21 protein-coding genes are annotated in these 25,580 nt (G+C 46.4%); 11 read left to right on the top strand and 10 right to left on the bottom strand.

Annotated elements, in window-relative coordinates; all coding sequences use genetic code 11:
• Positions 1–72 precede the first annotated feature (72 nt).
• The 3 genes from secA (at position 73) to KCO92_RS02720 (ending at position 4,265) form a co-directional block, all read left to right on the top strand.
• The gene (secA, locus tag KCO92_RS02730) at positions 73–2,706 is read left to right on the top strand and encodes a preprotein translocase subunit SecA (RefSeq protein WP_104695346.1); all 2,634 of its coding nucleotides are present in this window, start codon (positions 73–75) and stop codon (positions 2,704–2,706) included.
• Complete coding sequence (locus KCO92_RS02725; protein ID WP_104695347.1) at positions 2,703–3,941, top strand: ABC transporter permease; 1,239 nt, start codon at positions 2,703–2,705, stop codon at positions 3,939–3,941. The genes secA and KCO92_RS02725 overlap by 4 nt, the downstream gene beginning before the upstream one ends.
• A gap of 78 nt (positions 3,942–4,019) precedes the next feature.
• Positions 4,020–4,265, top strand: a complete 246-nt coding sequence (locus KCO92_RS02720; RefSeq protein WP_104695348.1) for an RNA-binding regulator — start codon at positions 4,020–4,022, stop codon at positions 4,263–4,265.
• A gap of 21 nt (positions 4,266–4,286) precedes the next feature.
• On the opposite strand, the gene KCO92_RS02715 is transcribed toward KCO92_RS02720, so the two are convergent.
• Genes KCO92_RS02715 through KCO92_RS02695 form a run of 5 tightly spaced genes read right to left on the bottom strand, consistent with a single transcriptional unit; the run spans position 4,287 to position 8,777 of the window.
• Entirely contained in the window at positions 4,287–5,273 is a 987-nt protein-coding gene (locus KCO92_RS02715; RefSeq protein WP_199766163.1) for a lipid A deacylase LpxR family protein, read from the bottom strand.
• A gap of 51 nt (positions 5,274–5,324) precedes the next feature.
• Complete coding sequence (gene truA / locus KCO92_RS02710) at positions 5,325–6,038, bottom strand: tRNA pseudouridine(38-40) synthase TruA (RefSeq protein WP_233710446.1); 714 nt, start codon at positions 6,036–6,038, stop codon at positions 5,325–5,327.
• Positions 6,039–6,052: 14 nt separating this feature from the next.
• Entirely contained in the window at positions 6,053–7,093 is a 1,041-nt protein-coding gene (locus KCO92_RS02705) for an LptF/LptG family permease (protein WP_104695381.1), read from the bottom strand.
• A 14-nt stretch (positions 7,094–7,107) separates the two neighbouring features.
• Complete coding sequence (locus tag KCO92_RS02700) at positions 7,108–7,737, bottom strand: protein-L-isoaspartate(D-aspartate) O-methyltransferase (RefSeq protein ID WP_104695350.1); 630 nt, start codon at positions 7,735–7,737, stop codon at positions 7,108–7,110.
• A complete protein-coding gene (locus KCO92_RS02695) occupies positions 7,737–8,777 on the bottom strand; it encodes a ribonucleotide-diphosphate reductase subunit beta (protein ID WP_104695351.1) in 1,041 nt (346 codons plus the stop codon). The genes KCO92_RS02700 and KCO92_RS02695 overlap by 1 nt, the downstream gene beginning before the upstream one ends.
• Positions 8,778–8,859: 82 nt before the next feature.
• Here KCO92_RS02695 and KCO92_RS02690 point away from each other — a divergent pair, with 82 nt between their 5' ends.
• Positions 8,860–10,179 (top strand): MATE family efflux transporter, encoded by a 1,320-nt coding sequence (locus KCO92_RS02690; RefSeq protein ID WP_104695352.1) that lies wholly within the window; start codon positions 8,860–8,862, stop codon positions 10,177–10,179.
• Here KCO92_RS02690 and gmd read toward each other — a convergent pair.
• Positions 10,176–11,270, bottom strand: a complete 1,095-nt coding sequence (gmd, locus tag KCO92_RS02685) for a GDP-mannose 4,6-dehydratase (protein WP_104695353.1) — start codon at positions 11,268–11,270, stop codon at positions 10,176–10,178. The two genes, KCO92_RS02690 and gmd, sit on opposite strands and share 4 nt — an antisense overlap.
• Positions 11,271–11,279: 9 nt before the next feature.
• Complete coding sequence (locus KCO92_RS02680; protein ID WP_104695354.1) at positions 11,280–12,656, bottom strand: sugar phosphate nucleotidyltransferase; 1,377 nt, start codon at positions 12,654–12,656, stop codon at positions 11,280–11,282.
• 125 nt (positions 12,657–12,781) lie between these two features.
• Between KCO92_RS02680 and KCO92_RS02675 the strand changes: the two genes are divergently transcribed.
• From KCO92_RS02675 to metK, 5 genes are all read left to right on the top strand, one after another.
• Positions 12,782–13,615, top strand: coding sequence for a HugZ family heme oxygenase (locus tag KCO92_RS02675; protein WP_104695355.1), 834 nt, complete (start codon positions 12,782–12,784; stop codon positions 13,613–13,615).
• A 61-nt stretch (positions 13,616–13,676) separates the two neighbouring features.
• Complete coding sequence (locus KCO92_RS02670; RefSeq protein WP_233710447.1) at positions 13,677–15,260, top strand: CitMHS family transporter; 1,584 nt, start codon at positions 13,677–13,679, stop codon at positions 15,258–15,260.
• Positions 15,261–15,392: 132 nt separating this feature from the next.
• Positions 15,393–16,178 carry a 30S ribosomal protein S2 gene (gene rpsB, locus KCO92_RS02665; RefSeq protein ID WP_199766087.1) on the top strand — a complete coding sequence of 262 codons (786 nt, stop codon included), beginning with the start codon at positions 15,393–15,395 and terminating at the stop codon, positions 16,176–16,178.
• Positions 16,165–17,226 (top strand): translation elongation factor Ts, encoded by a 1,062-nt coding sequence (gene tsf / locus KCO92_RS02660; RefSeq protein WP_104695356.1) that lies wholly within the window; start codon positions 16,165–16,167, stop codon positions 17,224–17,226. The genes rpsB and tsf overlap by 14 nt, the downstream gene beginning before the upstream one ends.
• Positions 17,226–18,389, top strand: coding sequence for a methionine adenosyltransferase (metK, locus tag KCO92_RS02655; protein WP_104695357.1), 1,164 nt, complete (start codon positions 17,226–17,228; stop codon positions 18,387–18,389). Before tsf ends, metK begins: the two co-directional genes overlap by 1 nt.
• A 40-nt stretch (positions 18,390–18,429) precedes the next feature.
• On the opposite strand, the gene KCO92_RS02650 is transcribed toward metK, so the two are convergent.
• From KCO92_RS02650 to KCO92_RS02640, 3 genes are all read right to left on the bottom strand, one after another.
• Complete coding sequence (locus KCO92_RS02650; RefSeq protein ID WP_158653026.1) at positions 18,430–18,666, bottom strand: hypothetical protein; 237 nt, start codon at positions 18,664–18,666, stop codon at positions 18,430–18,432.
• 13 nt (positions 18,667–18,679) lie between these two features.
• A complete protein-coding gene (locus tag KCO92_RS02645; RefSeq protein WP_104695359.1) occupies positions 18,680–20,431 on the bottom strand; it encodes a methyl-accepting chemotaxis protein in 1,752 nt (583 codons plus the stop codon).
• 163 nt (positions 20,432–20,594) lie between these two features.
• Positions 20,595–23,258: an ATP-dependent Clp protease ATP-binding subunit gene (locus KCO92_RS02640; protein WP_104695360.1), complete on the bottom strand. Its 2,664-nt coding sequence runs from the start codon at positions 23,256–23,258 to the stop codon at positions 20,595–20,597.
• A 215-nt stretch (positions 23,259–23,473) separates the two neighbouring features.
• Between KCO92_RS02640 and KCO92_RS02635 the strand changes: the two genes are divergently transcribed.
• A complete protein-coding gene (locus tag KCO92_RS02635; protein WP_233710448.1) occupies positions 23,474–24,520 on the top strand; it encodes a SurA N-terminal domain-containing protein in 1,047 nt (348 codons plus the stop codon).
• 5 nt (positions 24,521–24,525) lie between these two features.
• Positions 24,526–25,578: a tetratricopeptide repeat protein gene (locus KCO92_RS02630; RefSeq protein ID WP_104695361.1), complete on the top strand. Its 1,053-nt coding sequence runs from the start codon at positions 24,526–24,528 to the stop codon at positions 25,576–25,578.
• The last annotated feature ends 2 nt before the right edge of the window (positions 25,579–25,580 follow it).

Below are 25,580 nucleotides of genomic sequence, written 5' to 3'. Positions count from 1 at the left end.
TCTCTTTTAGGCACGATTGTATAAAATTTTGTTAAAATCCAGGCTTATGTTAAAACGACATGGATACTCACAATGATTAAAACCCTCGTCAGTAAGATTATCGGCACCAAGAATCAACGCGCCATTAGAGTGTATCAGCAACGCGTAGCACGCATTAATGCGCTGGAAAAGGAGTGCAGTGTTCTTAGCGATGTAGAATTACGAAACTGCTTTGAGAGTTTGAAAGTCCAGGTACGCGCCCAAGAGAAGAGTTTAGATGAAGTCCTATGCCAGAGTTTTGCAATCACGCGCGAGGCTTCTAAGCGGGTTTTGGGCATGCGCCATTTTGATGTACAACTCATCGGGGGCATGGTCTTGCATGAAGGCAAGATTGCCGAGATGAAGACAGGTGAAGGCAAGACCTTAGTGGCGACTTTGGCAGTCAGTTTGCATGCGATGAGTGGACAGAGTGTGCATGTAGTGACAGTCAATGACTACTTAGCCCAGCGTGATGCTAAGGAGATGGAACCTCTCTACAACTTCTTGGGCTATAGTGTGGGGGTTGTGGTAGGGGGAAGTTTTGATGAAGAACGCCTGGAAATCTATGCTAATGACATTGTCTATGGGACAAATAATGAATTTGGCTTTGATTACCTGCGCGATAACATGAAATACTCCTTAGAGCAAAAGGTGCAAAAAGAACATGCCTTTGCCATCATTGATGAGGTGGATTCGATTTTGATTGATGAGGCGCGCACGCCCTTGATTATCTCAGGGCCCGTGAATAAACGCATGGAAAATTACGAGCGCGCCAACATGGTCGCCCAAAACCTAGAACTCAACACGGATTTTACGATTGATGAAAAGAATCGCGTGATTCTCATCACCGAAGAAGGCATTAAAAAGGCCGAAGAACTCTTTGGGGTAGACAATCTTTATAGTCTGGACAACGCCATTCTCTCACACCACCTAGATCAAGCTCTCAAGGCGCATTATTTATTCGTGCGGGATAAGGATTATGTGGTGGCTAATGAGGAAGTAGTGATTGTGGACGAATTTACAGGGCGTTTGAGTGAAGGACGGCGTTTTAGCGAAGGGTTGCACCAAGCCCTGGAAGCCAAAGAACATGTGCGCATTAAAGAGGAGAGTCAAACGCTTGCTGACATCACTTTTCAAAACTATTTTAGACTCTATGACAAAATAGCAGGCATGACGGGTACGGCGCAGACGGAGGCCACAGAGTTTTTAGAAATTTATAATTTAGAGGTCATCTCCATTCCCACCAACATTCCTGTCCATCGCAAAGACCTTAATGATCTCATCTACAAAAGTGAAAAAGAGAAATTTGAGGCCGTGATCGCCAAGATCAAGGAGTTGCATGCAAAAGGGCAACCTGTGCTTGTGGGCACAGCGAGTATCCAAAAAAGCGAGGTCTTGCATGCGCTCTTGCAACAGGAACGCATCCCTCACACCGTGCTAAATGCTAAACAGCACACCAAGGAAGCCGAGATCATCAAAGATGCAGGGCTCAAAGGCGCAGTTACCATTGCCACTAATATGGCAGGGCGGGGTGTGGACATTAAATTGAGCGATGAGATCAAGGAATTGGGTGGACTCTATATCATTGGCACAGAGCGACATGAGAGCAGGCGCATTGACAACCAGCTTCGAGGGCGTTCTGGACGGCAAGGTGACCCGGGGGTGAGTCAATTTTATTTGAGCCTTGAGGATAGCTTATTGCGTATTTTTGGAAGCGATCGCATTAAAGGAGTGATGGAAAAACTAGGGTTAAAAGATGGAGAATACATCGAATCCAAACTTGTGACTCGTTCTGTGGAGAACGCCCAAAAAAAAGTGGAGGCCCTGCATTTTGAAAGCCGTAAACACCTTTTAGAATACGATGATGTGGCTAATGAGCAACGCAAGACCGTTTACAAATTTCGCAATGAATTGCTGGATGATGATTACGATATCAGCGCGCGTATTGAGGAAAATCGGCAATATGCGGTGATGAAGATTTTAGAGAACCAACAGGCTTTTGAGTCACAAGATTTTGATACACAGGATTTGGAGAGCATTGCCCATGTCTTGCAAGAGGAATTTAACGCCCATATTGACTTTAAAGACCTCAAAGAGGAGAGTATGGCGGGACTGGAAGCGTTCATTATCGATGCCTTGGAGACACAATACCAAGCCAAGATGGAGCAGGTCGAGGATCGCAATAAAATTGAGCGCATCATTTACTTGCAAATCTTGGACAATGCGTGGCGCGAACACCTCTACACCATGGATAATCTCAAAACAGGCATTGGGCTTAGGGGTTATAACCAGAAAGACCCCCTAGTCGAGTATAAAAAAGAGAGCTATAATCTCTTTTTGGAACTCATCGACTCGATCAAATTAGAGGCCATTAAGACTTTTCACAAGCTCGAACTGAGTGCAAGCACCCATGAGGATGCCCAAAAATTCTTCAGTGATGTAGAGGGGGCCCAAGAGGAGTTGAACTTCAATAACTCGGACATTGAATTGGCTTTAAGTAACTGGGAGATGGATGCAGAAAACCTGCCTCAAGCTATGGCTTTAACCCCTTCGAGGACATTTAAAACTAAAGACTCTTCTAAGAGTATTTCCAGAAATGAGCCTTGTCATTGCGGGAGTGGCAAGAAATATAAACATTGCCATGGCAGGAGCGGTCCTAAAAAAGGGATTTTTTCTAAGCCCCGATGATTCAACCCACTTCTTCTTTAGTGCGCTTTTTAGTGCGTCGCTACCTGCGCTTTGATAGGAATCAGCCCTTCATCAGTATCACGGCCCTCTTGGCATTTTTGGGGGTGGGAGTGGGGGTGATGGTGCTCATTGTAGCCATGGCGATCATGAATGGGATGAACAAGGAATTTGAAAATAAGCTCTTTGTAATGAATTATCCCTTAACTCTTTATTCTACGAGTTATTCGGGGATTGAACAGAGCACCCTAGAAGCCTTAGAGCGCAAATTTCCCCACCTGATCTTTAGCCCCTATTTGCAGATGCAGGTCGTGGCGCGTTTTAATGGCACGGTAAATGGGGGCTTGCTCTTTGGGGTGGACATTGATAAAGAATTGCAAATCAATAGTGTTTTGAAAAAAGCGTTTGATGCAGATACTTTGCAGCACTTTAAAAGTACACCTTTCCATTTAATTGTGGGCAAAACTCTTAAAGAATCCTTGATGTTGGGAAATGCCAAAAAATTAGACCTGTTTTTTACAAAATTAGAACCTACGGGTTTTGTACTCTCTCCCACGATGAAACGCTTTGATATAGATGGCATGTTTGAATCAGGATTAAGGGCTTATGACAATAGCTACCTCTACACGAATTTAGAGGCCTTGAGTGCGATCAGAAATCTGCCCTCTGGGGTGTATGATGGTATTCATGTGTATGCACAAGATGCAATGGAAGAAATGCCTAAAATTCAAGATGCGCTTAGAGAAATCCCCAATCATGGCATCGGTGTTGAGGGGTGGTGGCAACAGAATGGTAACTTTTTCTCGGCAATGGCCTTAGAGAAACGCGCCCTATTCATTGTCTTGATGTTGATTATTTTAATGGCCTCTTTAAATATTATCAGCTCCTTGCTCATGGTAGTGATGCATCGTCGTAAAGAGATTGCGCTGTTACTCAGTCTTGGGGCTAGCACACAGGAAATTAAGCAAAGTTTTTTTGTCTTGGGCAGTGTGATTGGAGGGAGTGGGATCATTCTAGGAGTGCTTTTAGCTTGGGGGGCGATGGCATTTTTGACACATTTTCCTATTATCTCACTTCCTGCTGATGTCTATGGCATGGATAAATTGCCTTTAGATTTGTCGATGGCAGATTTTCTTGGCACTCTGGTGGGTGCGATCCTCATTGTCGCGCTTTCTTCATACTATCCTGCTCTTAAAGCAGCTAGTGTAGACGCGCTTGCGGTGCTGCGTAACGAGTGAGGATAATTTAAGCTACATTAGGGTACAATCCCTGGGTCTTTTAGCGTCAGCTAGATAGAAATTTTGCGGAGAGAGCACTTGAAGAACATTTATGTCGGGAACTTAGTTTATAGCGCCACAGAGCAAGAGGTTGGAGAACTCTTTAGTCAATTTGGAGTGGTAAATTCTGTGAAACTCATTGCGGATCGGGAAACCAAAAGGCCTAAAGGGTTTGGCTTTGTAGAGATGGAGGATGAAGGCGCGCTCAAAGCAATTAGTAGTTTGGACAACACGGACTTTATGGGTAGAACCATCCGTGTCACGGAAGCTAATCCTAGAAAATGACATTTAAACTTGGTATGTGAATTAAAAGGCGAAGCTCACTTCCGCCGTGCCGATGTTGTGGCTTTGGGGTTGTTCGAGAAAAGTCTTACTGAGGTTGGTAGCGATAAAGGCTAGTCTGAAGCCCTTGTAGAGTAGGGCGATTCCTCCTTCTAGGGCGTAGATGATAGGGGAGAGGCGCGTAACACCGCGTGTTTGTGAGCTGTTACCTTGCACGAAAATATTAAGAGGTTGGTAGCTCCCACTCACCCCCGCGAATGCGTAGAAAGATAATCTGTTATTGTAGGGAAATCCTCCGCTGAGATTGCTGTTAATCTTATTGGGACCAAAGTCCGTGTCGAGGTTGTAGCCCATGCGTAGCGTACTGCCCAGTCTGACATAGCTAAGAGCGTTGCCTAGGGTAAGCCTAGCTCCTGGGATCATGTCTATAGAGAAGAAGCGCGTTTGTAGTAAGGGAACTTTGCGCAACCACTGGTAAGAAAACTCAAAAATCCATTCATTGCGAATTTGGTGAGACCAACCCAAAAACTTTGTGTCCCCCCGTTGGCCATGAATCCAATCTTGAATTTTTTGTGCCAGAGAATCAGGGCCTACCATCCCTAAGGAGATAAAAATACTCTCCAAGTTGCGTGCGCTGCGCTGGAATATCCCTAAACTGCCTCTAAACCAACCTGCATAGAGATGATCGTGAAGCACAACATTTCTTTGAGAGTAGTTTTTGAGTGAGGGCGTGTAAATGCTCTGGGTTACTGAGAATGCGAATCGCGTCATTTTGGATGACTTGTAGAACAGGCTGATATAGCGACTCCACGCCATCCACGATTGGTGGTAGGCTGCTCCCCAAAAATTATACTCCTTACTGATATAGCCGATGCGATTGCCAGCTGTATAGTAGCGATCGATGGGATTGACATAGGCATCGTTCTCAGACAGGAGAGTGATGGATTGTTTTTTGTAGGGTACCAAAGTGGTGGAAACCTCTAGCAAGGAGCGCGCCGATAAGGGCAACATGACTAGCAAAACAGGGTTTAGGCATATTTTAAATAACATTAGAGAGTCCTTCTAGTAGGCAACACGCATCAGGTAGAGTCCTTGAGGTGGGGCGGGGGTGTGGTGATGGCGTTGCTGTGCATCAATCTGGGTTTGGAGTTGTTCTAAGCGTAAATACCCCAGGGAGTATGCCAAGGCCGCTCCCACTATCAAGCGCACTTGGGCGCGCAAAAAACTGGGTGCACATATTTTGATGAATACGCAGGGCACTCCTAAGAAGATGCGTTGCATGCATTGAGCATGACAGATATGGCGTTGCGTATTAGCAGGCTCACTTCCTTTTTTACTGAAGAATTTGAAGTCATGTGTGCCCATAAAGCAATCTAGCGCCTCTTGCATTTGCGTTAAATTCCCATGATTGCAATGAGTGATGTAACGGCTTAAAAATGGATTATGGAGTGTTTTACTGAGCACATAACCATAGGTGCGCATGCGTGCATCAAAGCGGGGATGGAAATTTAGTGGTACGGGTTCTAACCCTCTGCATACAATGTGCGGAGCAAGTTTAGAGGGGAGGTATCTTTGCAAAGTTTGTAAACTCAGAGGGGTGCAAAAAGAGACCACTTGGGCTAGGGCATGCACTCCTTTATCTGTTCTACCTGCACACAATAAAGTATCCTTGATTCCCAAACTCTGCAGAGCGCATTCCAAAGTTTCTTGCACACTGGACAGATGAGGTTGTTTGGCGTAGCCATGAAAGGCGCTCCCATCATAGGCAATGCGCATCCTAAAGCGCTGTATCAATAGAAACGCACCACCACGCGCCGATAGAGCATGTAAGAGCCCAAAGTCCAGAGAAGTGGCAGGGCGATGGTGCCTACTAGGGGCGCGTCTTGACTCACAATGTGCATGCCTAAAAAATACAGCCCAACAGCTACTAATACATAAACATAAGAGAGATTCTTGGCATAGCGCGGATTGGCGATCCCAAATAAGGGGATAAGAAATAAACTCACTAAGGGAAAGAGAGCCACAAGCACAGCCTGAGTAAAACGGCGTTGCTGGTTCTTATCTGGATTTGTCCCAAAGGCTTTTTTCCAGTAGTCTACATAATCATGTCCATGCAAGTAAGCCGAATTTGAACGAACAGAGAATACAGGCCTGTTTTTTAAAATAAGTTCTTTAAAGTGCACTTTGCGTACCTGATCCTTAGTGGCAAAATAGGCATTGCCATGGTCTAATACCAATTCAAAAAGCCCCTGTTGGTTGCGGATTCTCCCCTCTTTAGCAATAATAAAACTCTCCGCAACTAAACTCCTGTGCGAAAAGAGCACTAGATCACTAAATACGCCATCTTGATTTTTGCCCACATAAACCAACCAATCCCCCAGTTTTTGCCCAAATTCTCCCGCCTGGATATTCACATCAACTCGCTCCTTCTTATCACGCAAGAAGGAATAATATGCACTTTTGGAGGCAGGAACTAAAATTAGGGAAAATACCAGCAAAATGACACTCACCACTAAACACAGAGGCAAAAAAGCTTTCACAAGCTGTTTGGGCGCGAGCCCTAGGGAAAAGAATACAAGCAATTCGTGGTCATAGGAAAGACGGGCTAGCCCGATTACACATGCCCCAAAAAAGGTGATGGGAATGATAAAAAAAATCGCTCCGGGTAAAAGATAGAGGTAGAGTTGCAAGAGATCTAGCGCACTGAGCTTGACAACCAAAGTTACCGTGGCGATACTAATAAGCATCACAATGGAGGCAATGAAAAAGAGTACCAAGAAGAAAGAGAAGAACACCTGAGCCACGGCATTGAGCATATAGCCTTTGGCAATGCGCATAAAACCCCCTAAACCCCCCGTTCAACCCCATCTACAATGGGCACAAACAAACAGCTATCCAACACACTCTCCACTTCTAAGCGCCCTTTTTGTTTGATAAAGCGCGTGATTTTTTGATCCTGTGTTCCCATGGGCGCTACCAAGATTCCACCCTCCTCCAGCTGATCGACCAATGCGCTAGGAATACTGGTTGCACATGCGGAAAAGAGAATACGATCGTAGGGGGCGTAATCAGCCCACCCCTGCTGCCCATCACCCAGTTTGGTGTGGATATTGGTTACTCCCAATCTTCTAAAGCGTTCTTTGGCTTCTAACAAGAGTTTTTCAATGCGCTCAATGGTGAATACACGGCGAAAGAGTTTGGAAAGCACCATAGCTTGATATCCGCTCCCACAGCCAATCTCAAGCACACTATCCACTTGATAGGGTTTGAGAAACTGGGTCATTTTAGCCACGGTTAGGGGTGAGCTGATGAATTGATCGGCACCCATGGGCAGGGCATCAAGAGTATAGGCAAGTTGCTTGGAGGGCACAAATTCCTCACGCTTGATGGCACACATCGCCTCTCTGATCTTCTCTTCTAAGGGGAAGCGTTTGGCAATGCTATCACACATATGGGCATTTTGGATGCGGTGCATTAAAACCCTTCAAAACTCAAAGCGCCCTTAGCGTAATTACTCACCCGTGCTTCAAAGAAATTAGAGCGTTGATCGTTAAAGTTAGAAAACTGATCAACCCATCTGATCGGGTGCTTGGTGTGGTAGAGCTTGGGCAAACCTACTGCATGCAAACGCGTATCTGCCAAGTATTGGATATAAGCACGCAAATTGACAGGATTTAAATCCAGAATTTCATTCTGGGTGATGACAGCCCCCCATGCACTCTCCAATTCCACAGCTTGGTGGAACATCTCCCTAACCTCTTCGATGAGATCGGGCGTAAAAAGGTCCTTACGCTCTTTTTTGAGTGCATTGATCATGTTTTGAAAGAGAGCTAGGTGAGTCACCTCATCGCGCTGGATGAAGCGAATCATTTGAGCGGACCCGAGCATTTTGCCACTTCTAGCCAGCGCGTAAAAAAAGCTAAACCCGCTGTAAAAGTAAATGCCCTCCAAAATTTGATTAGCAAACAACGCCTTGAGCAAATTACGCTCTGTCTGCGTGTGGGCTAAGTCCATGTAAACTTGCGCTACACAATCGTTTTTATTTTTCAACGCCTCATCAGTGCGCCACATCTCATAAATCTCATCGCTATTAGCACTGATGCTCTCCACCATCACCGCATAACTATGGCTATGCAAGGCTTCTTCATAGGCTTGGCGCACCAAACAGAGATTGATCTCAGGACTGGTGATAAAGGGGTTGATATTGTCAATCAAGTTATTGGTCTGCAAGCTATCCATGAAGATAAGCTGGGCTAGAGCGCGATCGTAGCCGATCTTTTCCTGCGTGCTAAGTTTGAGATAATGGGTTTTATCTCCCTGCATACCCACTTCCTCAGGAAACCACGTATTGTGCAACATCGTCTTCCATAATTTGTGTGCCCACTGGTATTTGATCTGGTTGAGATCGAACATCCCAGTAGGGTTACCTCCAAAAATACGCCGCTCTTGGGCGGGTTCTGCGGAGTGAGGATTGTAAATTTTTTTGCGTCCAAGCGAGGTTTCTACTTCTTCCATCTGCATGCTTTAAATTGAGGTGAAGAGCTACTATACCCCATGCAAACTTATTATTGGGTGAATATGTGCTAGCATAACCCTTATGGAAAAATTCAAAAAAATTCTCAAACTGGCTCTGCCCTCTGCTAGCAATAATTTTTTAGAAATCTTTGTGCTGGCTATTTCCATTGTCTTCATGGGCAAACTCTCAGACACGCACATTGTAGCCATGGGGGTGGGTTTGCAGTACCTGCTCCTTTTTTACTCTCTCAATTCAATCTTTTTTATTGGCACCAATGCCATGCTTAGTCGTCTTGTAGGCGCAAAGGATTTAGAAAGCGTTTCGGTAGGGTATTCTAGCATTTTAATGGGTGCGGGTGTGCTCTGTGTGTTCGCTTGCGTGCTGGGCTTTATAGGAATTGGGTTTTTTGTGCCTTGGATGGGTGTGAGCACACAGGCCAACGCTCTAGCCCATACCTACCTAGAAATCTTTATTTTTGCTATGCCCGCTATTTTTCTCAAAAATGTAATGGTGGCTGCACTAGCCAGCCTCTCTGATACCTTAACCCCTCTACTCATTAAAGCGTTTATGAGTGCTATCTGTTTGTTCCTCAACCAAGCCCTCATCTTTGGAGATTGGGGGTTTGTGCGCTTGGACATCGCGGGAGCCGCTTGGGCTAATGTGATCGTATCCTTCTTAGAATTGGCCATTTTATTTGGAGTCATTGCATTCAAAAACACTCCCTTAAAGTTCCACTGGATTTTTGATTGGAAATTTTTCAAGCGCACATGGCATGTGGGCTGGCCCTCTGGCTTTGAGCGACTCTTGAGTCTGTTTTCGATGACTCTAGTTTCCAAATTTGTTGCCAGCTATGGTGATGCGATTTTAGCAGGCATGCAGGTGGGCTTGCGGGTGGAAACTTTTAGCTTCATGCCCGGATTAGGCTTTACCATTGCATGCATGGTGTTAGTAGGGCAGAATCTGGGGGCTAATCAAGTCCACATCGCCCAGGACTATATCCGCGCTACTCTCAAAGTGGCGGGCTCCCTCTTGGGGATTTTGGGTGTTCTCATGGTGATTTTTGCCAAACCCTTTGCCTCTGTATTCACGCAGAATGCTATCGTGATCGAGGTAGCATCGTGGTATTTAGCTGCGGTAGGGGTATCCCAAGTGCCCTTGATTTTCTTGTTCGTGCTCGATGGGGCATTTCGGGGTGCAGGGATGGCGAAAGTTTCGCTCTACATCAACACCATCAGCCTTTGGAGTTTACGCATCATTCCGATGTACATTCTGCTCAAAAGTGCTATGGATGTCAGATGGCTCTTTGTAATTATCTGCGTGGAAACCTATGTGCGCGCGGGGATTTTCTACTGGGCATATAGGCGAGGGTGGTGGAAAAAACCTGGGCGCTTTGTGTCTTAGCGCAATGACGCTTCCTTTTTGGCTAGGGCAAGATCGCTAACCAACATGTCTGTAATCAGATCGTCCACACTAAAATGGCGCTTCCAGCCCAATTCACGCTCAATTTTACTCGGATCGCCCAAGAGTAAATCCACTTCTGTGGGTCTGAAATAGCGCGGGTCTACTTGGATCACTACCTGCTGCAATTTCAATGGCATGGTTTCTTTGAAGAGAGTGTTGGGCTTAAACCCTACCACCACACCCTTTTCCTCCAATCCCTGCCCCTCAAAGGCGATTTCCACCCCCACTTGGGCAAAACAACGGACACAAAATTCACGAATACTCATGGTCTGTCCGCTAGCGACTACATAATCTGTAGGAGTATCATGTTGTAACATTAAGTGCATCGCCACCACATAATCCTTAGCATGTCCATAGTCGCGCTGGGCATCCAGGTTACCTAAATACAAACACTCCTGCAAACCATGGAGCATGCGCGCGATCGCCATCGTGATCTTGCGTGTAACAAAGGTTTCCCCACGTACCGGGCTTTCATGGTTAAATAAAATACCATTCAGCGCGAACATATTATACGCCTCGCGGTAGTTTTTGGTGATGTAGTAACCATAGAGTTTAGCCACCGCGTAGGGGCTTCGTGGATTAAAGGGCGTGTTTTCATTTTGGGGGGTCTGTAACACTTCTCCGTAAAGCTCCGAAGTGCTGGCTTGATAAAAGCGTGTGTCATGCAAATTGAGCAGGCGCATGGCCTCTAAAATGCGCAAAGTCCCTAGAGCATCTACATTAGTCGTGTATTCGGGCATCTCGAAGGAAACCTGCACATGGCTTTGAGCGGCTAGATTATAAATTTCTGTGGGGCGCACCTTGGCAATCAGGCTGATCATATTGCTCGAATCGGTCAGATCACCATAGTGCAGAAAAAAGCGGGCGTGTTGGCTGTGCACATCTTGGTAAATTCCATCAATCCTACTGGTGTTAAAGGAAGAACTGCGGCGTTTCACCCCATGCACCTCATAGTCTAAATCTAAAAGGTAGCGCGCTAGATAACTTCCATCTTGACCGGTGATTCCAGTGATTAAGGCAACTTTTTTCATCTTTTTCCTTTAAGGGCGTTTGTAATCATCTTCCAGGCGTTCAATGTCATTTTCATCACACAGCCCACATTGCACTTCTAAAATTCTTAAGGGTTGATCGGTACTATTGCCTAATCTGTGCAATTGCCCCTGTTTGATAAATACACTCTCATTGGCATGCACTTCTAAGTTTTGCTCTTCAAGCACCACGCTTGCCACTCCCTCCACCACGACCCAGTGCTCGCTGCGGTGTTGGTGGCGTTGCAAACTCAGGCGTTTATGTGGGGTGATCTCTAAGAGTTTGACCTTGAAAGTGGGGTGTTCTAAGAGCACCTCAAAGCTTCCCCACGGGCGGTATTCTAGGACATGCGTTTTGACCACATCAGGATGACTCTGCTCGAGCTTGCTCACAACACTTTTAAGCGCGTCTAAATGACTTTGCTGGGCGATGAGTAAAGCATCTTTGCTATCCACCACCACACACTCCTCTACTCCCAACAAGCACACTAATTTATTCTGAAGGCCAAAAACATAATTGTTCGTGGCTTCGTGAATCTCTAGCATTCCCTGATGGCAGACATTGCCCTTAGAATCCGCATCTAAACTTTGCTTGAGACTTAAAAAATGTCCCACATCACGCCATGCACCTTCAAAGGAGATCAGTGCCAGATTTTTAGAACGTTGCCATAAACAGACATCCACACTGCCCTCCACCAATGATTCCATGTGGTCGCATTTGATCAAATTGGGGAGGTGTTTGGCAGAAGCGTAGATTTTTTGGCAGGCTTGGAGCATATCAGGGACATGGAGGGCGCATTCTTGTAAAAACGCTTTAGCCTGAAAGACAAAGATTCCGCTATTGATGAAAAATTTTCTATCCTTTTGTGCGCAGAGTTGGGCGATCTGTTCTGCGCTGGGTTTTTCTACAAAGTCTACGATTTGCCCTGCAAGTGTGCATGCGATCAAACCATACTGGCTATTGGGTGAAGTGGCAACTCCCAGCAACACCATCTTACCTTGCTGGGCTAGAGGGTGGGCTTGGTTCAAAGCGTTTTGTAAAGCCTCTTGATCCATGAGGTGGTCTGTGGGACTAATACAGAGAATTTCCTCAGGAGCACAAGTTAGGCTGGCTAGAATCAAAGCGTTCATGGTGTTTTTAGGTGCGCTTTCTAGCAGAAACTGGGTGCGCGACTCCAAATGTGCCTGACTCACTTCCTCCAAGGTATGAAAGTAATGCGCCTGGTTACACACCACTAAAAAACGCGCCTCTTGGTGAATTAGGCGTTGTAAAGCCAAGCCAAAAAGACTTCGCCCCTGATAGAATTTGAGAAATTGTTTAGGAAAGATGCCGCGACTCAGAGGCCACAACCTCTTTCCACTCCCTCCACTTAACACAACACACACCATAGCGTGACTCCTAGATAGATAGGCTGTAGCTTTACACCGATCGCGTTAGCACGCGGTTTGTAAATCCTAAATTAATGTTCCTATGCTACGATATAAAGCCTTAAATTCTAACTAGGAGTTTTACCATGGATTTGAAGTTTATCCTCGATCACATGAATCAAAACCATGTGCAGGAAATGAAAGGCTTGCTTGCCAAATTTGGTCAGATCAAAGATGCGCTAGATGTGCGTTTGAAAAACGCCACCACAGAGTTTATTGAAATTGCCTACAAGCTCAAAGACAAGGCAGAAGAACAGGTGCAAAAAATCGACTACCCTGCCAAGGTGGCTAAAATGGAGGACATCAAACATGCCATTATTGAGCTATGTAAATCCATACCCCAAACCACGGATTTAGAGAATGTCCGCGCGGATTTAGAAGCTTTTAGGGATGGGTTTAGCAGTGTCTGTGTAGCCAGCCTTAACCCCCAAAATGAAGTGGTGTGCTCTTATAGTGCACTGCTCTCTTCTCAAGAGGGCGATTGCACCCAGTTTTACATTTATGTGAGCGAAGTGGCCGAGCATTTTAGCAGTCTTAAAGCGCACCCTGAAAATGTAGAAGTGATGTTTTTAGAGGACGAAGCCAGCGCAAAATCCCCCATTTTGCGCAAACGCCTACGCTATAAGACTCGTGTGCATTTTGTAGAGAGGGGCGCAGAGTTTGATAGGGTTTACGATAATTTTCTAGCCAAACATGGCAAGGGTAGGGGACTTGAAGCAATCCGCCACATGCAAGACTTCCACTTGATTAAGCTGGAATTTATGCGTGGGCGTTTTGTGAAAGGCTTTGGTCAGGCTTATGACATTGACGCGCATGGCAAGATTAGTTATGTGGGCGCACAGGGCAATCCCCATAACATGGACAAAAACCCCCACGCCCATCCCCACGCGAGTCATCCCCACGCCCATGCGCACCCCTAATCCAGGTTTTTGTTCCACTTTTCGCCCCTCCCTTTGGGGGGCATTTTAAAGAGACTTGTAGATGTTAATTTTCTTTGCCTGCGCGATTATTGTTGCTTTGATCTACACGCTGCTACGCGAGCGCTTGTCTCCCATGGTCGCCTTGACTCTCCTGCCCTTGGTGGGTTTGCTTGGTTTTTGGGGAGTGAGTGGACTTACTGGGAACAAGGTTGTTCCCAGTAACTACGCCTACCTTTTACAAGATTCTTATATTCAAAATTTCTTAAGTCAAGTTGCCCCTACACCCCTGCCTGGCGATGCCTCTGAGCGTTTTGCACAAGCAGCTTACCAAGCTCTCAAGCTCAAGCCAAAAGTTAAAAACCCAGTGGTTAATGCCACACAAATCACCCAAGCCTACCAAGCCGGCCTAAAAACTCTGCAAATCCAAGCCTCCTTTGAATCTGCTTTGCAAAGCATGTTGCAAACTCACTCCATTATCCATAGTTTACAAGATCACACCCAAGTTTTGGTTGCGTATTTCAGGCAGGGGGTCAATAAGGTCTTTAACATCGCCCTCATGTTTCTCTTTGCTATTCTCTTTTTTGGGATTCTCAATGATGTCGGGCTGTTTAACCCTCTAATCAGGGGCGTTATTGCACTCTCTAAAGGGAATGCGATCGCCATTTGTGTGGGCACTTGTGTGATTGCTACACTTGCGCACTTGGATGGCTCGGGAGCGAGCACCTTTTTAGTGGTGATCCCCCCACTCTTGCCCATTTACAAACGCCTCAATCTCAATCCCTACCTTTTGGTATTGCTGGTAGCGATGAGTGCGGGCTTGGCTAATCTCTTGCCATGGGGTGGACCTTTGGGGCGCGTGGCCAGTGTATTAGGAGTGGAAACTAGCGCGCTGTATTTCTCTTTATTACCCTTGCAAGCTATCGGACTGGTCTGTGTGCTTTTTTTAGCGGTGATCTTGGGCTGGAGAGAACAAAGGCGTTTGAAAAATACGCCTCCCCAAGCCTTAGAAGATGCCCCTAATTTGGACTTGGGCACGCCAAGACATTTCTTAGCTAATTTATGTGTAGCGTTGTTGGCGTTGTTAGCCGTTGTGTGCAAAATTTTACCCCCAGAACTCTGCTTTTTGATCGCGCTTTGTGTGGCCCTGCTCATCAATTATCCCAACCCCAAAGCGCGCATGGATAAGATCAAGCAATATGCTCCAGAGGCGATTTCTATGGTCTTGATCTTATTGAGCGCAGGCATGTATATTGGGATTTTGAGCGGGTCGGGCATGTTGCAAGCCATCGCCAAGCATTTAACCGACTATTTACCCGCTTCAATCTTGCCTTATTTGCATTGGATAGTCGGGGCTTTGGGCGTGCCCTTCAAACTAATCTTGGACACCAATAGTTATTACTTCACTCTCTATCCCATTGTCGCCAGCCTAGTAGCTCCCATAGGCGTAGAGACCCAAAGTGTGGGTTATGTCATGCTTGTGGGCGCGACTTTGGGTACTTTTGTCTCTCCTCTTTCCCCCGCACTTTGGTTAGGACTAGGGCTTGCCAAACTCTCTATGGGCAGGCACATTGCTTATAGTTTCTTTTGGCTTTGGGGGTTGTCCTTACTACTCATAGGAGTGGCCAAATTACTCGGACTGCTTTAGCCACCTCTTTAAGTTAAACTTGGCTTTATAAGCCATGCGTTAGAATGCCTGCTTGTCTGATGACAAATTCACACACGCCCCGCCTTAGAGTGATCCATAGGGGTGTGGCGGCAAAACTTTAAGGAGTTAAGTATGATCACAATGAAAGATTTATTGGAATGTGGGGTACATTTTGGGCACCAGACAAGGCGTTGGAATCCCAAAACTGCCCGCTTTATCTTTGGAGTGCGCAAGAACATCCACATCATCGACCTGCAAAAAACCCTGCGTTACTTCCGCTATACCTATAATGTGGTGCGCGATGCCAGCGCAGAGGGTAAAACCATTATGTTCGTGGGCACGAAAAAGCAGGCCAGCGATGCGCTCAAAGAATACGCGATGCAAGTCAATGTGCCCTATGTCAATTACCGCTGGTTGGGAGGCATGCTCACCAACTTCAGCACTATTAGAAAATCCGTGCGCAAGCTAGAGATCATGGAAGAGATGGAGAGCAGCGGGCAGATCGATCTGCTCACCAAGAAAGAGAAGCTCATGATCTTGCGCAAGAAGGAAAAATTAGAGAAGTATCTAGGTGGGGTGCGCCACATGAAACAAATGCCCGATATGATGTTTGTGGTAGATGTGGTCAAGGAAAAAATCGCTGTGGCGGAAGCGCGCCGCTTAGGTATCCCCATTGTCGCTCCCCTAGACACCAATTGCGACCCCGATTTAGTCGACTACCCCATCCCCGGTAATGACGATGCGATTCGCTCTATTCGCCTTTTCTGTAAAGAAATGGCAGAGGCGATCACAGAGGGACGCGAATTAGTGGGCAGACCTCATGAGGGGAGCGAAGAAGTCGAACATGTCAGCGCACAAGAACGCGAAGAGGTGTTAGAAGAAGTATACCAAGAAGGAGAAGAACATGAGTCAAATTAGCGCGGCACAGGTGAAGCAATTGCGCGAGATTACAGACGCGCCCATGATGGATTGCAAAAAGGCTTTAGTGGAATGCGCTGGAGATTTAGACAAGGCTATCGAACATCTACGCCAAAAGGGTTTAAGCAAGGCAGTTAAAAAAGCCGATCGCGTGGCACGCGAGGGGGTTGTGGCCTTGAGCGTGGACACGCATCAGGCAATCATGCTAGAAATCAATAGCGAAACGGATTTTGTGGCTAAGAACGATCACTTTAAAGCCTTAGTAAGCAAGAGTTTAGAGGTGGCGAAAAGTCAAGGAGTAGAGAGTGTGGAATCGCTCTACAAGGCCTCTGTAGAGGGGCAGAGCTATGAGAGTTATCTACACGGCGCAATCGCTAAAATTGGCGAGAATATTGTCGTGAGGCGTTTGGCTCATGTGAATACGGAAGCTAAGGAAGTCGTCCATGCGTATTTGCATGCCAACCACCGCGTGGGCGCGATTGTCAAGATCGCCCATCAAGACCCTAAGCACACAGAAAGCCTAAGGGAATTAGCCCGCCAAATTGCTATGCATGCTGCGGCTATGAAACCTGTAGTGTTAGATTACCACTCCTTTAGCCCCGAGTTTATCGCTCAGGAACAATTAGCCTTGGTGGCAGAGCTAGAAAAGGAAAATGAAGAGCTTAAGCGACTTGGCAAACCTCTAAAACACATCCCAACCTATGTCAGTCGTGCCCAGCTCACTCCTGCTCTATTGCAAGCTCAAGAAGAGGCGTTCAAGCAAGAACTCAAAGACCAGGGCAAACCCGAAAAAATCTTTGATAAAATCATCCCGGGTAAAATGGAACGCTTCATTGCCGACAACACTCTCTTGGATCAACGTTTGACCTTGCTGGGGCAGTTTTTTGTGATGGACGATAAAAAGACCATCGCGCAGGTACTGGAGGAAAAGAGCGCGCAGTTACAGGATTGCTTAAATATCAGTGCTTATGTGCGTTTTGAGGTGGGCGAAGGCATTGAGAAAAAACAAGAGGACTTTGCAGCCGAGGTGGCTGCACAGATTAGCTAATGGATCGCTATCTTTTTACTTCGGAATCTGTAACCGAAGGGCATCCGGATAAAATGGCCGATCAGATCAGTGATGCGATTTTAGACTATATCATCGAGCGCGACCCCCATGCGCGTGTGGCATGTGAAACCTTATTGGCCAATGGGTTTTGCGTGATCACGGGCGAGCTCAAAACTCGCGTTTATGCTCCCATGCAAGAGATTGCGCGCGGGGTAGTGCGTGACATTGGTTATACCGACGCGCTCTATGGCTTTGATTACCGCAGTGCTGCCGTGCTCAATGGGATTGGCGAGCAGAGCCCGGACATTAATCAGGGCGTGGATCGTGCCGATGGCGAGGTGGGTGCTGGAGATCAGGGTTTGATGTTTGGCTACGCCTGCGATGAAACCCCCTCCTATATGCCCCTAGCCATCGATTTAGCCCATTCTATCACGCGCGCGCTCGCCCATGCCAGAAAGAGCGCCATCTTGCCCTTTTTGCGCCCTGATGGCAAGGCGCAGGTTACAATCCGCTATGAAGGGCATAAGCCCGTGGGAGTGGACACCATTGTGGTATCGACCCAGCACAGCCCTGAAGTCGATCAAAAGCACCTCAGAGAAGCGGTGATTGAGGAAATTGTCTACAAAGTGCTTCCAAAAGAGTTTCTCAACGATAATATCACCTACCACATCAACCCTACTGGTAAATTTGTGATCGGCGGGCCACAGGGTGATGCGGGTTTAACGGGGCGCAAGATTATTGTGGATACTTATGGAGGGAGTTGCCCGCATGGAGGGGGGGCTTTTAGTGGTAAAGACCCTTCTAAGGTGGATCGCAGCGCAGCTTACATGGCGCGCTATATTGCTAAAAATTTGGTAGCAAGCAAGGTATGTCATCGGGCGACTGTGCAACTTGCCTATGCGATTGGCGTTGTAGAGCCCGTATCCGTCTATGTCAACGCACATGGCACGAGTACTTATAGTCCCGAACAGCTCGAGGCTTGCGTGCGCGCCCTCTTTAAACTCACGCCTAAGGGGATTATGCAGAGCCTGGACTTGTTGCGCCCTATTTATCGCCAAACTGCTACTTATGGACATTTTGGACGCGAGGGCTTTAGCTGGGAAAAGACGGATAAGGCTGAAGAAATTGTAGGACATCTGAAGTCTAAGTCTTTGAGGGCATAGGTATATATGCCTAAGGAGGGGGATTCTCAATTGCGAGTTTTTATCGTTCACCTCTTTGAAAAAAACGCTTGATTCGACCCCACAAACTTCGTTGTTTGCGTCGTTCTTCCTCCTCTATTTCTTTTCTAATTTCCTCAACAGGTTTATCAAAAACAATTTCTATGTAATCCTCGCACCCATCTGCGCATTCTATGCGAATCACATTGGGCGGGAGTGTTTGGCGATCCTCGCTAGCGCGCTCTTCTGCTAATTTGGACTCTGGAGTGTCCTTTTGCATCACTAAACCTTCCTTAAAACTTTTTGCTATTGGCCTCATTGAGGATATTTTGCGCAATGTGCTGAACATTCTTGCTAATGCTTAGAGATGTGGTAGCAATTTCGGCATTATGAATCATGGTCTGCTCAAGTGTTTCCATCGCGTTGTTGATTTGTGTAATACTTGCTGTCTGTTCTTCTATGGCACTGGCAGCCTCGTTGATGGATTGAGTTAGGGAATGGGTGTTGAGTTCAATTTCTCCCAAAGATTTTTGCGTGCGCTCGGCGAGTTTGCGCACTTCATCGGCCACCACGGCAAATCCCCGTCCGTGTTCGCCTGCCCGTGCGGCTTCAATGGCAGCATTTAAAGCGAGAAGCGTGATCTGATCGGCGATTTCATTGATGATGAGTACCATGTTTTTAATCCCCTCCGATCGTTCGATCACCTCCTGACTCTTGGCATTCACACTTTGCATGGACCCGCTAATCTGTCCCAACGCACTCACGGTCTGCTCTAACGAACTCACTTGCTGTTTGGAAGCGTCTTGTAGTCGATGCGTGGTTTCATTGAGTGTATTGGTCTCTTGATAGAGTGCGTGGGCGAATTCTAGGGAATGTTTAAGTGAATCCACAATACTGCGTTGCAATGTGTTGATATCATTGGCCAATTGCAAAAAACCGCCCTGTAGACTGCTTGTATCAATGCCGGCTTGGAAATCATTTTTAGAGTAGGTTTGGATGGTGGTGCAGATATGGCGGAACATATCATTCAAGAATTGGAAAAAGGTATTGAGGTCATTACCTAAGCGTTCGAGCTCGGGATTAGCTGCGTGGGCGTGGATAATCTGCGTGAAATTCCCCGTATGCACATTACCCAATACATCCAACGCGTCTTTGGAAAAATGCTGATCGGCTTGGAAGTGCCCCACTGCTTCCTTGACATTGTGTGTAAGTGCACGCGCCATCTCACCTAGCTCATCCTTAGAGTGCAACACAATTTCTTTAGGTTCTTTTTTGGCCCGATAGTTGACAAATGCGAAGAAATCCCTGAGAGCCCCACTAAGTGTTTTAATATTCCTGGTGATTTTACGATAAAACAGATAGTATAAGGGCATAACCACTAGTAGTAAGAACGCTACGACAATGGCAGCATAGAGGTAAAAGTGATAACGCATGCTCCCCGCAATTTCATCAATGATTGCTTGCGAGCGCCGAGTCACATTATCCATGTAGACACCTGTGCCAATCCACAAATTAGATGTACCTTCAATTTTTTGTGCATAGGACACCTTGTCCGTGTCTTGGGTACCTCCCTCTAAAAGGGGTTTGGGGAAGACATAGTAAACAAAATTCCCACCTGCCATCGCGGCCTTGTAGAGTTCTTGGATGTAGAATACGCCATTTCTATCTTGGATATCTCTAAGACTTGTGCCTAGTTTATCCTTCGCATTGGGATTGTAAAATGGGACATATTCCTCATAGGCAAAGAAGTAACCCGATTTATCCTCTTCAAAGCGAAAGCCATCGAGGATATGCGCAATAACTTGTCTTTTTCCTGCCTCCGTGGGAACATCTTTAATGGCGTTAGAAATGCTGTGCGCCAGCGCATCTGTAGCGAGTTTAAGTTGTTCTCCAAGCAAGTGCTTTAGATCGATGTTCACCAGTTCGTGTACGCGTTGAACAGATTCTCGATTACTTTGCGCAAACAGGAGCAAAGTCACCCCCATAGCAATGACGGAAAATGTCCACAAAACAATGATTTGCCTACCTAAAGAAAAAGAACTCACGCAACACTCCTTCAGTGACTTTGCTTACACGCTGTGGGTAATACATAATACGACCTCCATTGATTGGAAGGTGGAGTCGAATGTCTGCACTCCGTTTGACATACTTCCCATAGAAATCCGGGAGTGTTAGTGTTAGGGTATAGCGCAGGCGATAGACTTCGCATTAAGCTTCCTTGATGATAATTTTACCATCTTCTACATCAAAGAGAAGATGTTGATCAGCTAAATGGACACTATCTGTTTCTAACAGAAGCGTGGCTAGGCGATCTTCTACCTCATCGTATAAAGTGCGTTTGAGAGGACGCGCGCCATAGATGGGATCAAAGCCACTTTTGGCGATGTATTCTCTAGCCTGCGGGCTCAACTCTATTTGCACCCCGCGATCATTCAACTTCTCTTGAATATCTGCAAACATCAAATCTACAATCTGCATGATCGATTCCAAGTGCAAAGGGTTGAAGATCACAATGTCATCTAAGCGGTTTAAAAACTCGGGTTTGAAGTAGGCTTTCAGGGTTTCTTGCACCATAGCTTGTTTATCGTGCTCTTCACTCAGCTCCATGATCTGATCGCTCTGGATGTCATAGGCTTTCAACACCTCTTGTTCGGCCTTGTGCTTGGCATGGATATTTTCATACTCTAGGATTTTATCGCTAGCAATATTGCTGGTCAAAATAATAATGGTGTTTTTAAAATCCACCACAACGCCCTTATTATCTGTGAGTCGCCCCTCATCGAGCACCTGCAAAAGCATGTTAAACACCTCCGGGTGCGCTTTTTCAATCTCATCAAAGAGGAGCACGCTATAAGGGCTACGCCTAACCGCTTCAGTGAGCTGTCCGCCCTCCTCATAGCCCACATACCCCGGGGGCGCGCCCACCAAGCGACTCACTGCGTGTTTTTCCATGTACTCGCTCATGTCCAACCTGATCAAATTCTTTTGGCTATCAAAGAGAAATTGCGCTAAGGTCTTGGCACTCTGGGTTTTACCCACACCCGTAGGCCCTAGGAATAAAAAACTCCCAATGGGTTTATTGGGATCACTCAAGCCTGCCTTATTGCGCTTAATAGCCTTAGCAATCGCGCTAATGGCCTGGGATTGCCCGATCACACTCTTAGCCAGCTCCTGCTCGATGTGTAAAATCTTGTCCTTTTCCTCTTGTAACATCTTTTGGACTGGAATATGCGTCCATTTGCTCACAATGCGCGCGATACTATCTTTAGTAACTGCGTGTTGCAACAAGCTCCCTTGCTCTTGCATGCGCGCCCATTGCGCCTCTAAATCACGCACTGCCTGTTCTAACTTAGGAATCTCGCCATGATCAATTTTAGCCGCTTTTTCAAACTCCGATTGGCGTTTGGCTAGCTCGGATTCGCGCCTCAAGTTCTCAATATTGTTCTTAGCCTGCGCGATGTCCTTAAATACCCGTCTTTCATTTTCAAATTGCGCCTCTAAGCGTTGTTTTTCCTCTAGGGCGTTGCTGAGTTCCTTTTGCACTTCCTCTAGGCGTTGCTTGTTGCTAGGATTCTCCTCCATGAGCAAAGCCTGTTTTTCTACTTCTAGTTGTTGCACTAATCTTTTGGTGTGGGAGAGGGGATAGGGTTCGGATTCGATCTGCATTTTCAACTCGGCAGCTGCCTCATCAATTAAATCAATGGCTTTATCAGGTAAAAAGCGGTTAGTGATATAGCGGTGCGAGAGTTTGGCACTGGCGACTAACGCGCTATCGGTAATGCTCACATTGTGGTGTGCCTCTAAATTCTCTTTGAGTCCTCTTAGAATTTGCAAGGTTTCATTCACGCTAGGCTCTTCTAGCGCGATGGGCTGGAAGCGGCGCGTGAGCGCGCTGTCTTTTTCAAAGTACTTGCGGTACTCCTTAAGCGTGGTTGCCCCGATGGTGTGCAACTCCCCGCGCGCTAAGGCAGGCTTTAAAATATTAGCCGCGTCCATGCTCCCCTCACTTGCCCCCGCGCCCACGATGGTATGGATTTCATCGATGAATAAAATCACATTGCCCGCTTTTTTGACCTCCTCTACCACCTTAGTTAGGCGTTCCTCAAATTCTCCCCGATACTTCGCCCCGGCAATAAGCATGCTCAAATCCAGCATGACAACTTGCTTGTGTTGCAAAGACAAGGGCACTTCTTTTTTAGCGATGCGCTGGGCTAGCCCCTCTACAATGGCGGTCTTGCCTACTCCGGGCTCGCCTAGCAAAATGGGGTTATTCTTGGTCTTGCGGATTAAAATTTGCATCATGCGCAAAATCTCTTCATCGCGCCCGATGACCGGGTCTAGCGTGTTTTCTAGGGCTTTGGTGGTGAGGTTGATTCCGTATTTTTCTAAGGCTTCTAAAGTGGCATCATCGCTAGGCTGGTTGATTTTCACCCCTTTGCGCATACTCTCTAAGGTCTTGACAAGCTCTGGGGTATCTAAGAATTGTTTAAAATACTGGCTAAAAAGCGCGGCATTGGCAATGATAAAACTATCCACTGCCACGAATTGATCCGCATTTTTCACACTCCAGCCCAAAGCACTATGCAGGGCATCTAAGAGGTTTTTACTCAGGCTAATCCCCTGCGCGCTCACGCTCGAGCTCTTAGGCAGGTTATCTACCACACTTCTAGCCTCCAATTCTAAGGGGGTTTTCTCTACGCCCATTTTGATCAAAGCATGGCTTAGCAGAGATTGGCTATTGCTGAGCAACGCCCAAAAAAGGTGGATGGGTTCGATCTCTTGGTTTTTGGCGTGCAGGGCTAAACTCAAGGCCTGATCGAGGCTTTCCTTAAGCTGGTGGGTGAGTTTTTCAAAGATATTCGATGTGTGCATATATGTCCTTATTTGAAAAAAAGAATCACATTATAACACACACCTCTAGCCATATCTTTTTGACATACTCCTCATAACCAAAGCTAGGAGTCTTAGCGCGTGGGAGATGACTCTTGAGCCCAAACTCCACCTGTCCTTTCATATCACTCTTAATCTTGTTCTTAGTGCTGTTATATTACACTCACACCAAAGTTCATTATAAGAAGAAGGAAGCGTTGCAACAATTACATTTCCCTCGTTTCTTGGCATGCATGGTAGTTGTAGGTTTGGCATGCGCGGGTATGCGAGCAGCAGACTCCAAGGTGGAGTCAGTTACTGGGGAGGGTTCAAGCACCAAAGGTACTAGGAGCTTAGATCGGCAAATCCGCCAATCCCTCAAAACACCCCAAGAATCTCCCAAGGAGACACCCTCCAAAACCACTCAAGAGAATTCTGAACAAAATACACCTCAAGATGAAGATTTTGTAGAAGATCGTAAAGATGGCATTGTGGGGGGCATTGCCATCACGGTCAACAATGCTCCTATCACCCTCTATCAAATTGAAACCCAGCAAAAAGAGCACCATATCAGCCGACAACAAGCGATTAACCAGCTTATTTTGCAACGCATTCAAGCTCAAGAGATCAAGCGACTCAAGATCGACATTGAGGACGATAAGATCGATGCTGAGATCGAGGGCATTGCCAAGCACAATGGTATGGATGTAGAAGATTTTATGCGCACTTTGGCTAGCGAGGGAATTGATCCTGTTACTTACAAGGCCCAGCTCAAAAAGCAGCTAGAGACGCGCGAACTTTTACGCAATATTCTGCTCTTCAATGTCAACACAAATAATGAGACTAAAATGCGTGAATACTATAATTCGCACAAGAGTGAATTCAGCGTGCCCAGCGAGATTGTTACGCTCCGCTACACGGCTCAAGACACCCAAGCCCTCACTAAGGCACTGGAAAATAAGGATGTAGAGGTTCCAGGTGTTACCAAAGTTGAGGAAAAAATCAATGTCAAAACCCTCAACCCCCAAATCGCTCAGATGTTCTTGAGCACCCAAGAGCGTACTTTTACCCCGATTTTGAACGCGGGCGGAGGGAATTTCGTTTCTTTCTATATTCAAGAGAAATTAGGCAAAGAAGATGTCTCTTTTAATCAGGCGCGTAACTTCATCGCTAATAAACTCATTGAGGAACAACAGGACAAAATCTTAGCCGAATACTATGAAAAATTGCGCGTCAAGGCCAAAATTAAGTTTTTGCGCCAGTAAATCGCGTGGAGCAACTAGCTTATGTCTACAAGGATTCGCTCTTCAGCGTAGCGATCTTGATCGCCGTGATCGGAGCTGTGATCTTAATTGATCATTTCCGCTCCCTTTTCAAACACAAAAAAAACCTCAAAGCCCTCGATGCCCTTTCTCTCTCCTATGCACCCGTCGATCTAGCCTTTGAGGTGCAACAACTCTTGGCCAAAGAAAAAGAAAGCATATCAGAAGTGTTGGGGATCAAGACATGGCTTTTTCTAGCCAAGCACTATAGTAGCCATGGCAATGGCGAGCAGGCGATCACCATTTACCTTTCTTTGCTCTCCAAATATCCCAAGGATCGCGTCGTTCTTTTAAAAAATCTAGCCCAAACCTATATTGCTCTGGGTTATGTGCAAAAGGCGCATGACATTTTGTTAGAGGTTTTACGGCTCGAGCCGCGCAACACGGATGCACTTAAAGAAATGGTGCGGGTGTATGAAATCCTCTGCGCCCCTCAAAAAGCCTTAGAGGTGCTAGAATGTTTGGATGAGTTGGAAGCAGAAGGTCTACTAGATACTTACCACTACCTGCAGATGCAAATTTTGATGCAGGAGGATTTGGCCCTTGAAGATCGGAGTGTGCGGATTTTAACCTTGGGACATAAACATAAAACTCTCTACAAACTCGCATTGCGGCATTGTAAAACCTACCATAGAGCTCTTTTTTTACAAGAGATTCCTCGCCTAGAAAAGGGCATGGAATGTGTGGATTTGCTTTGGGATTTGGAATTAGAGGAAGTCCAGCCCCTGCTCACTCAACTGCACCCACAGGTGCGTGAGATTTTTGTGGCCAAGGGTTTTGTGGAGGGCACATGCGCACACTTACAATTGGAGGTGTTCCACACTTTTAAAGACAAATACCCCATTAATCTAAATTTTAGTTATCAATGTCATGCCTGCAAAAATCTCTCTCCCTTTGAGAGTCATCGCTGCGTAGTGTGCGGGGCACTTGGGGTAAAGGAAGTGGTGCTTAACTTGAGCACGCAAGCCATAGACTATAGCCAACAACTCAATCTCAACTAGGA

This window comes from Helicobacter salomonis, assembly GCF_017979425.1.
Lineage (GTDB): Bacteria > Campylobacterota > Campylobacteria > Campylobacterales > Helicobacteraceae > Helicobacter > Helicobacter salomonis.
Note: the sequence above shows the minus strand (reverse complement) of the source record. Positions and strands in the feature narration are given on the sequence as shown.

Coding starts and splice junctions, on each gene's coding strand:
- KCO92_RS02640 (WP_104695360.1), bottom strand. CDS start 23,258: ATGCACACATCGAATATCTTTGAAAAACTCACCCACCAGCTTAAGGAA.
- tsf (WP_104695356.1), top strand. CDS start 16,165: ATGAGTCAAATTAGCGCGGCACAGGTGAAGCAATTGCGCGAGATTACA.
- KCO92_RS02670 (WP_233710447.1), top strand. CDS start 13,677: ATGTTAATTTTCTTTGCCTGCGCGATTATTGTTGCTTTGATCTACACG.
- KCO92_RS02715 (WP_199766163.1), bottom strand. CDS start 5,273: ATGTTGCCCTTATCGGCGCGCTCCTTGCTAGAGGTTTCCACCACTTTG.
- KCO92_RS02700 (WP_104695350.1), bottom strand. CDS start 7,737: ATGCACCGCATCCAAAATGCCCATATGTGTGATAGCATTGCCAAACGC.
- KCO92_RS02695 (WP_104695351.1), bottom strand. CDS start 8,777: ATGGAAGAAGTAGAAACCTCGCTTGGACGCAAAAAAATTTACAATCCT.
- KCO92_RS02675 (WP_104695355.1), top strand. CDS start 12,782: ATGGATTTGAAGTTTATCCTCGATCACATGAATCAAAACCATGTGCAG.
- KCO92_RS02690 (WP_104695352.1), top strand. CDS start 8,860: ATGGAAAAATTCAAAAAAATTCTCAAACTGGCTCTGCCCTCTGCTAGC.
- gmd (WP_104695353.1), bottom strand. CDS start 11,270: ATGAAAAAAGTTGCCTTAATCACTGGAATCACCGGTCAAGATGGAAGT.
- secA (WP_104695346.1), top strand. CDS start 73: ATGATTAAAACCCTCGTCAGTAAGATTATCGGCACCAAGAATCAACGC.
- KCO92_RS02650 (WP_158653026.1), bottom strand. CDS start 18,666: ATGCAAAAGGACACTCCAGAGTCCAAATTAGCAGAAGAGCGCGCTAGC.
- KCO92_RS02680 (WP_104695354.1), bottom strand. CDS start 12,656: ATGGTGTGTGTTGTGTTAAGTGGAGGGAGTGGAAAGAGGTTGTGGCCT.
- truA (WP_233710446.1), bottom strand. CDS start 6,038: ATGCGCATTGCCTATGATGGGAGCGCCTTTCATGGCTACGCCAAACAA.
- rpsB (WP_199766087.1), top strand. CDS start 15,393: ATGATCACAATGAAAGATTTATTGGAATGTGGGGTACATTTTGGGCAC.
- metK (WP_104695357.1), top strand. CDS start 17,226: ATGGATCGCTATCTTTTTACTTCGGAATCTGTAACCGAAGGGCATCCG.
- KCO92_RS02725 (WP_104695347.1), top strand. CDS start 2,703: ATGATTCAACCCACTTCTTCTTTAGTGCGCTTTTTAGTGCGTCGCTAC.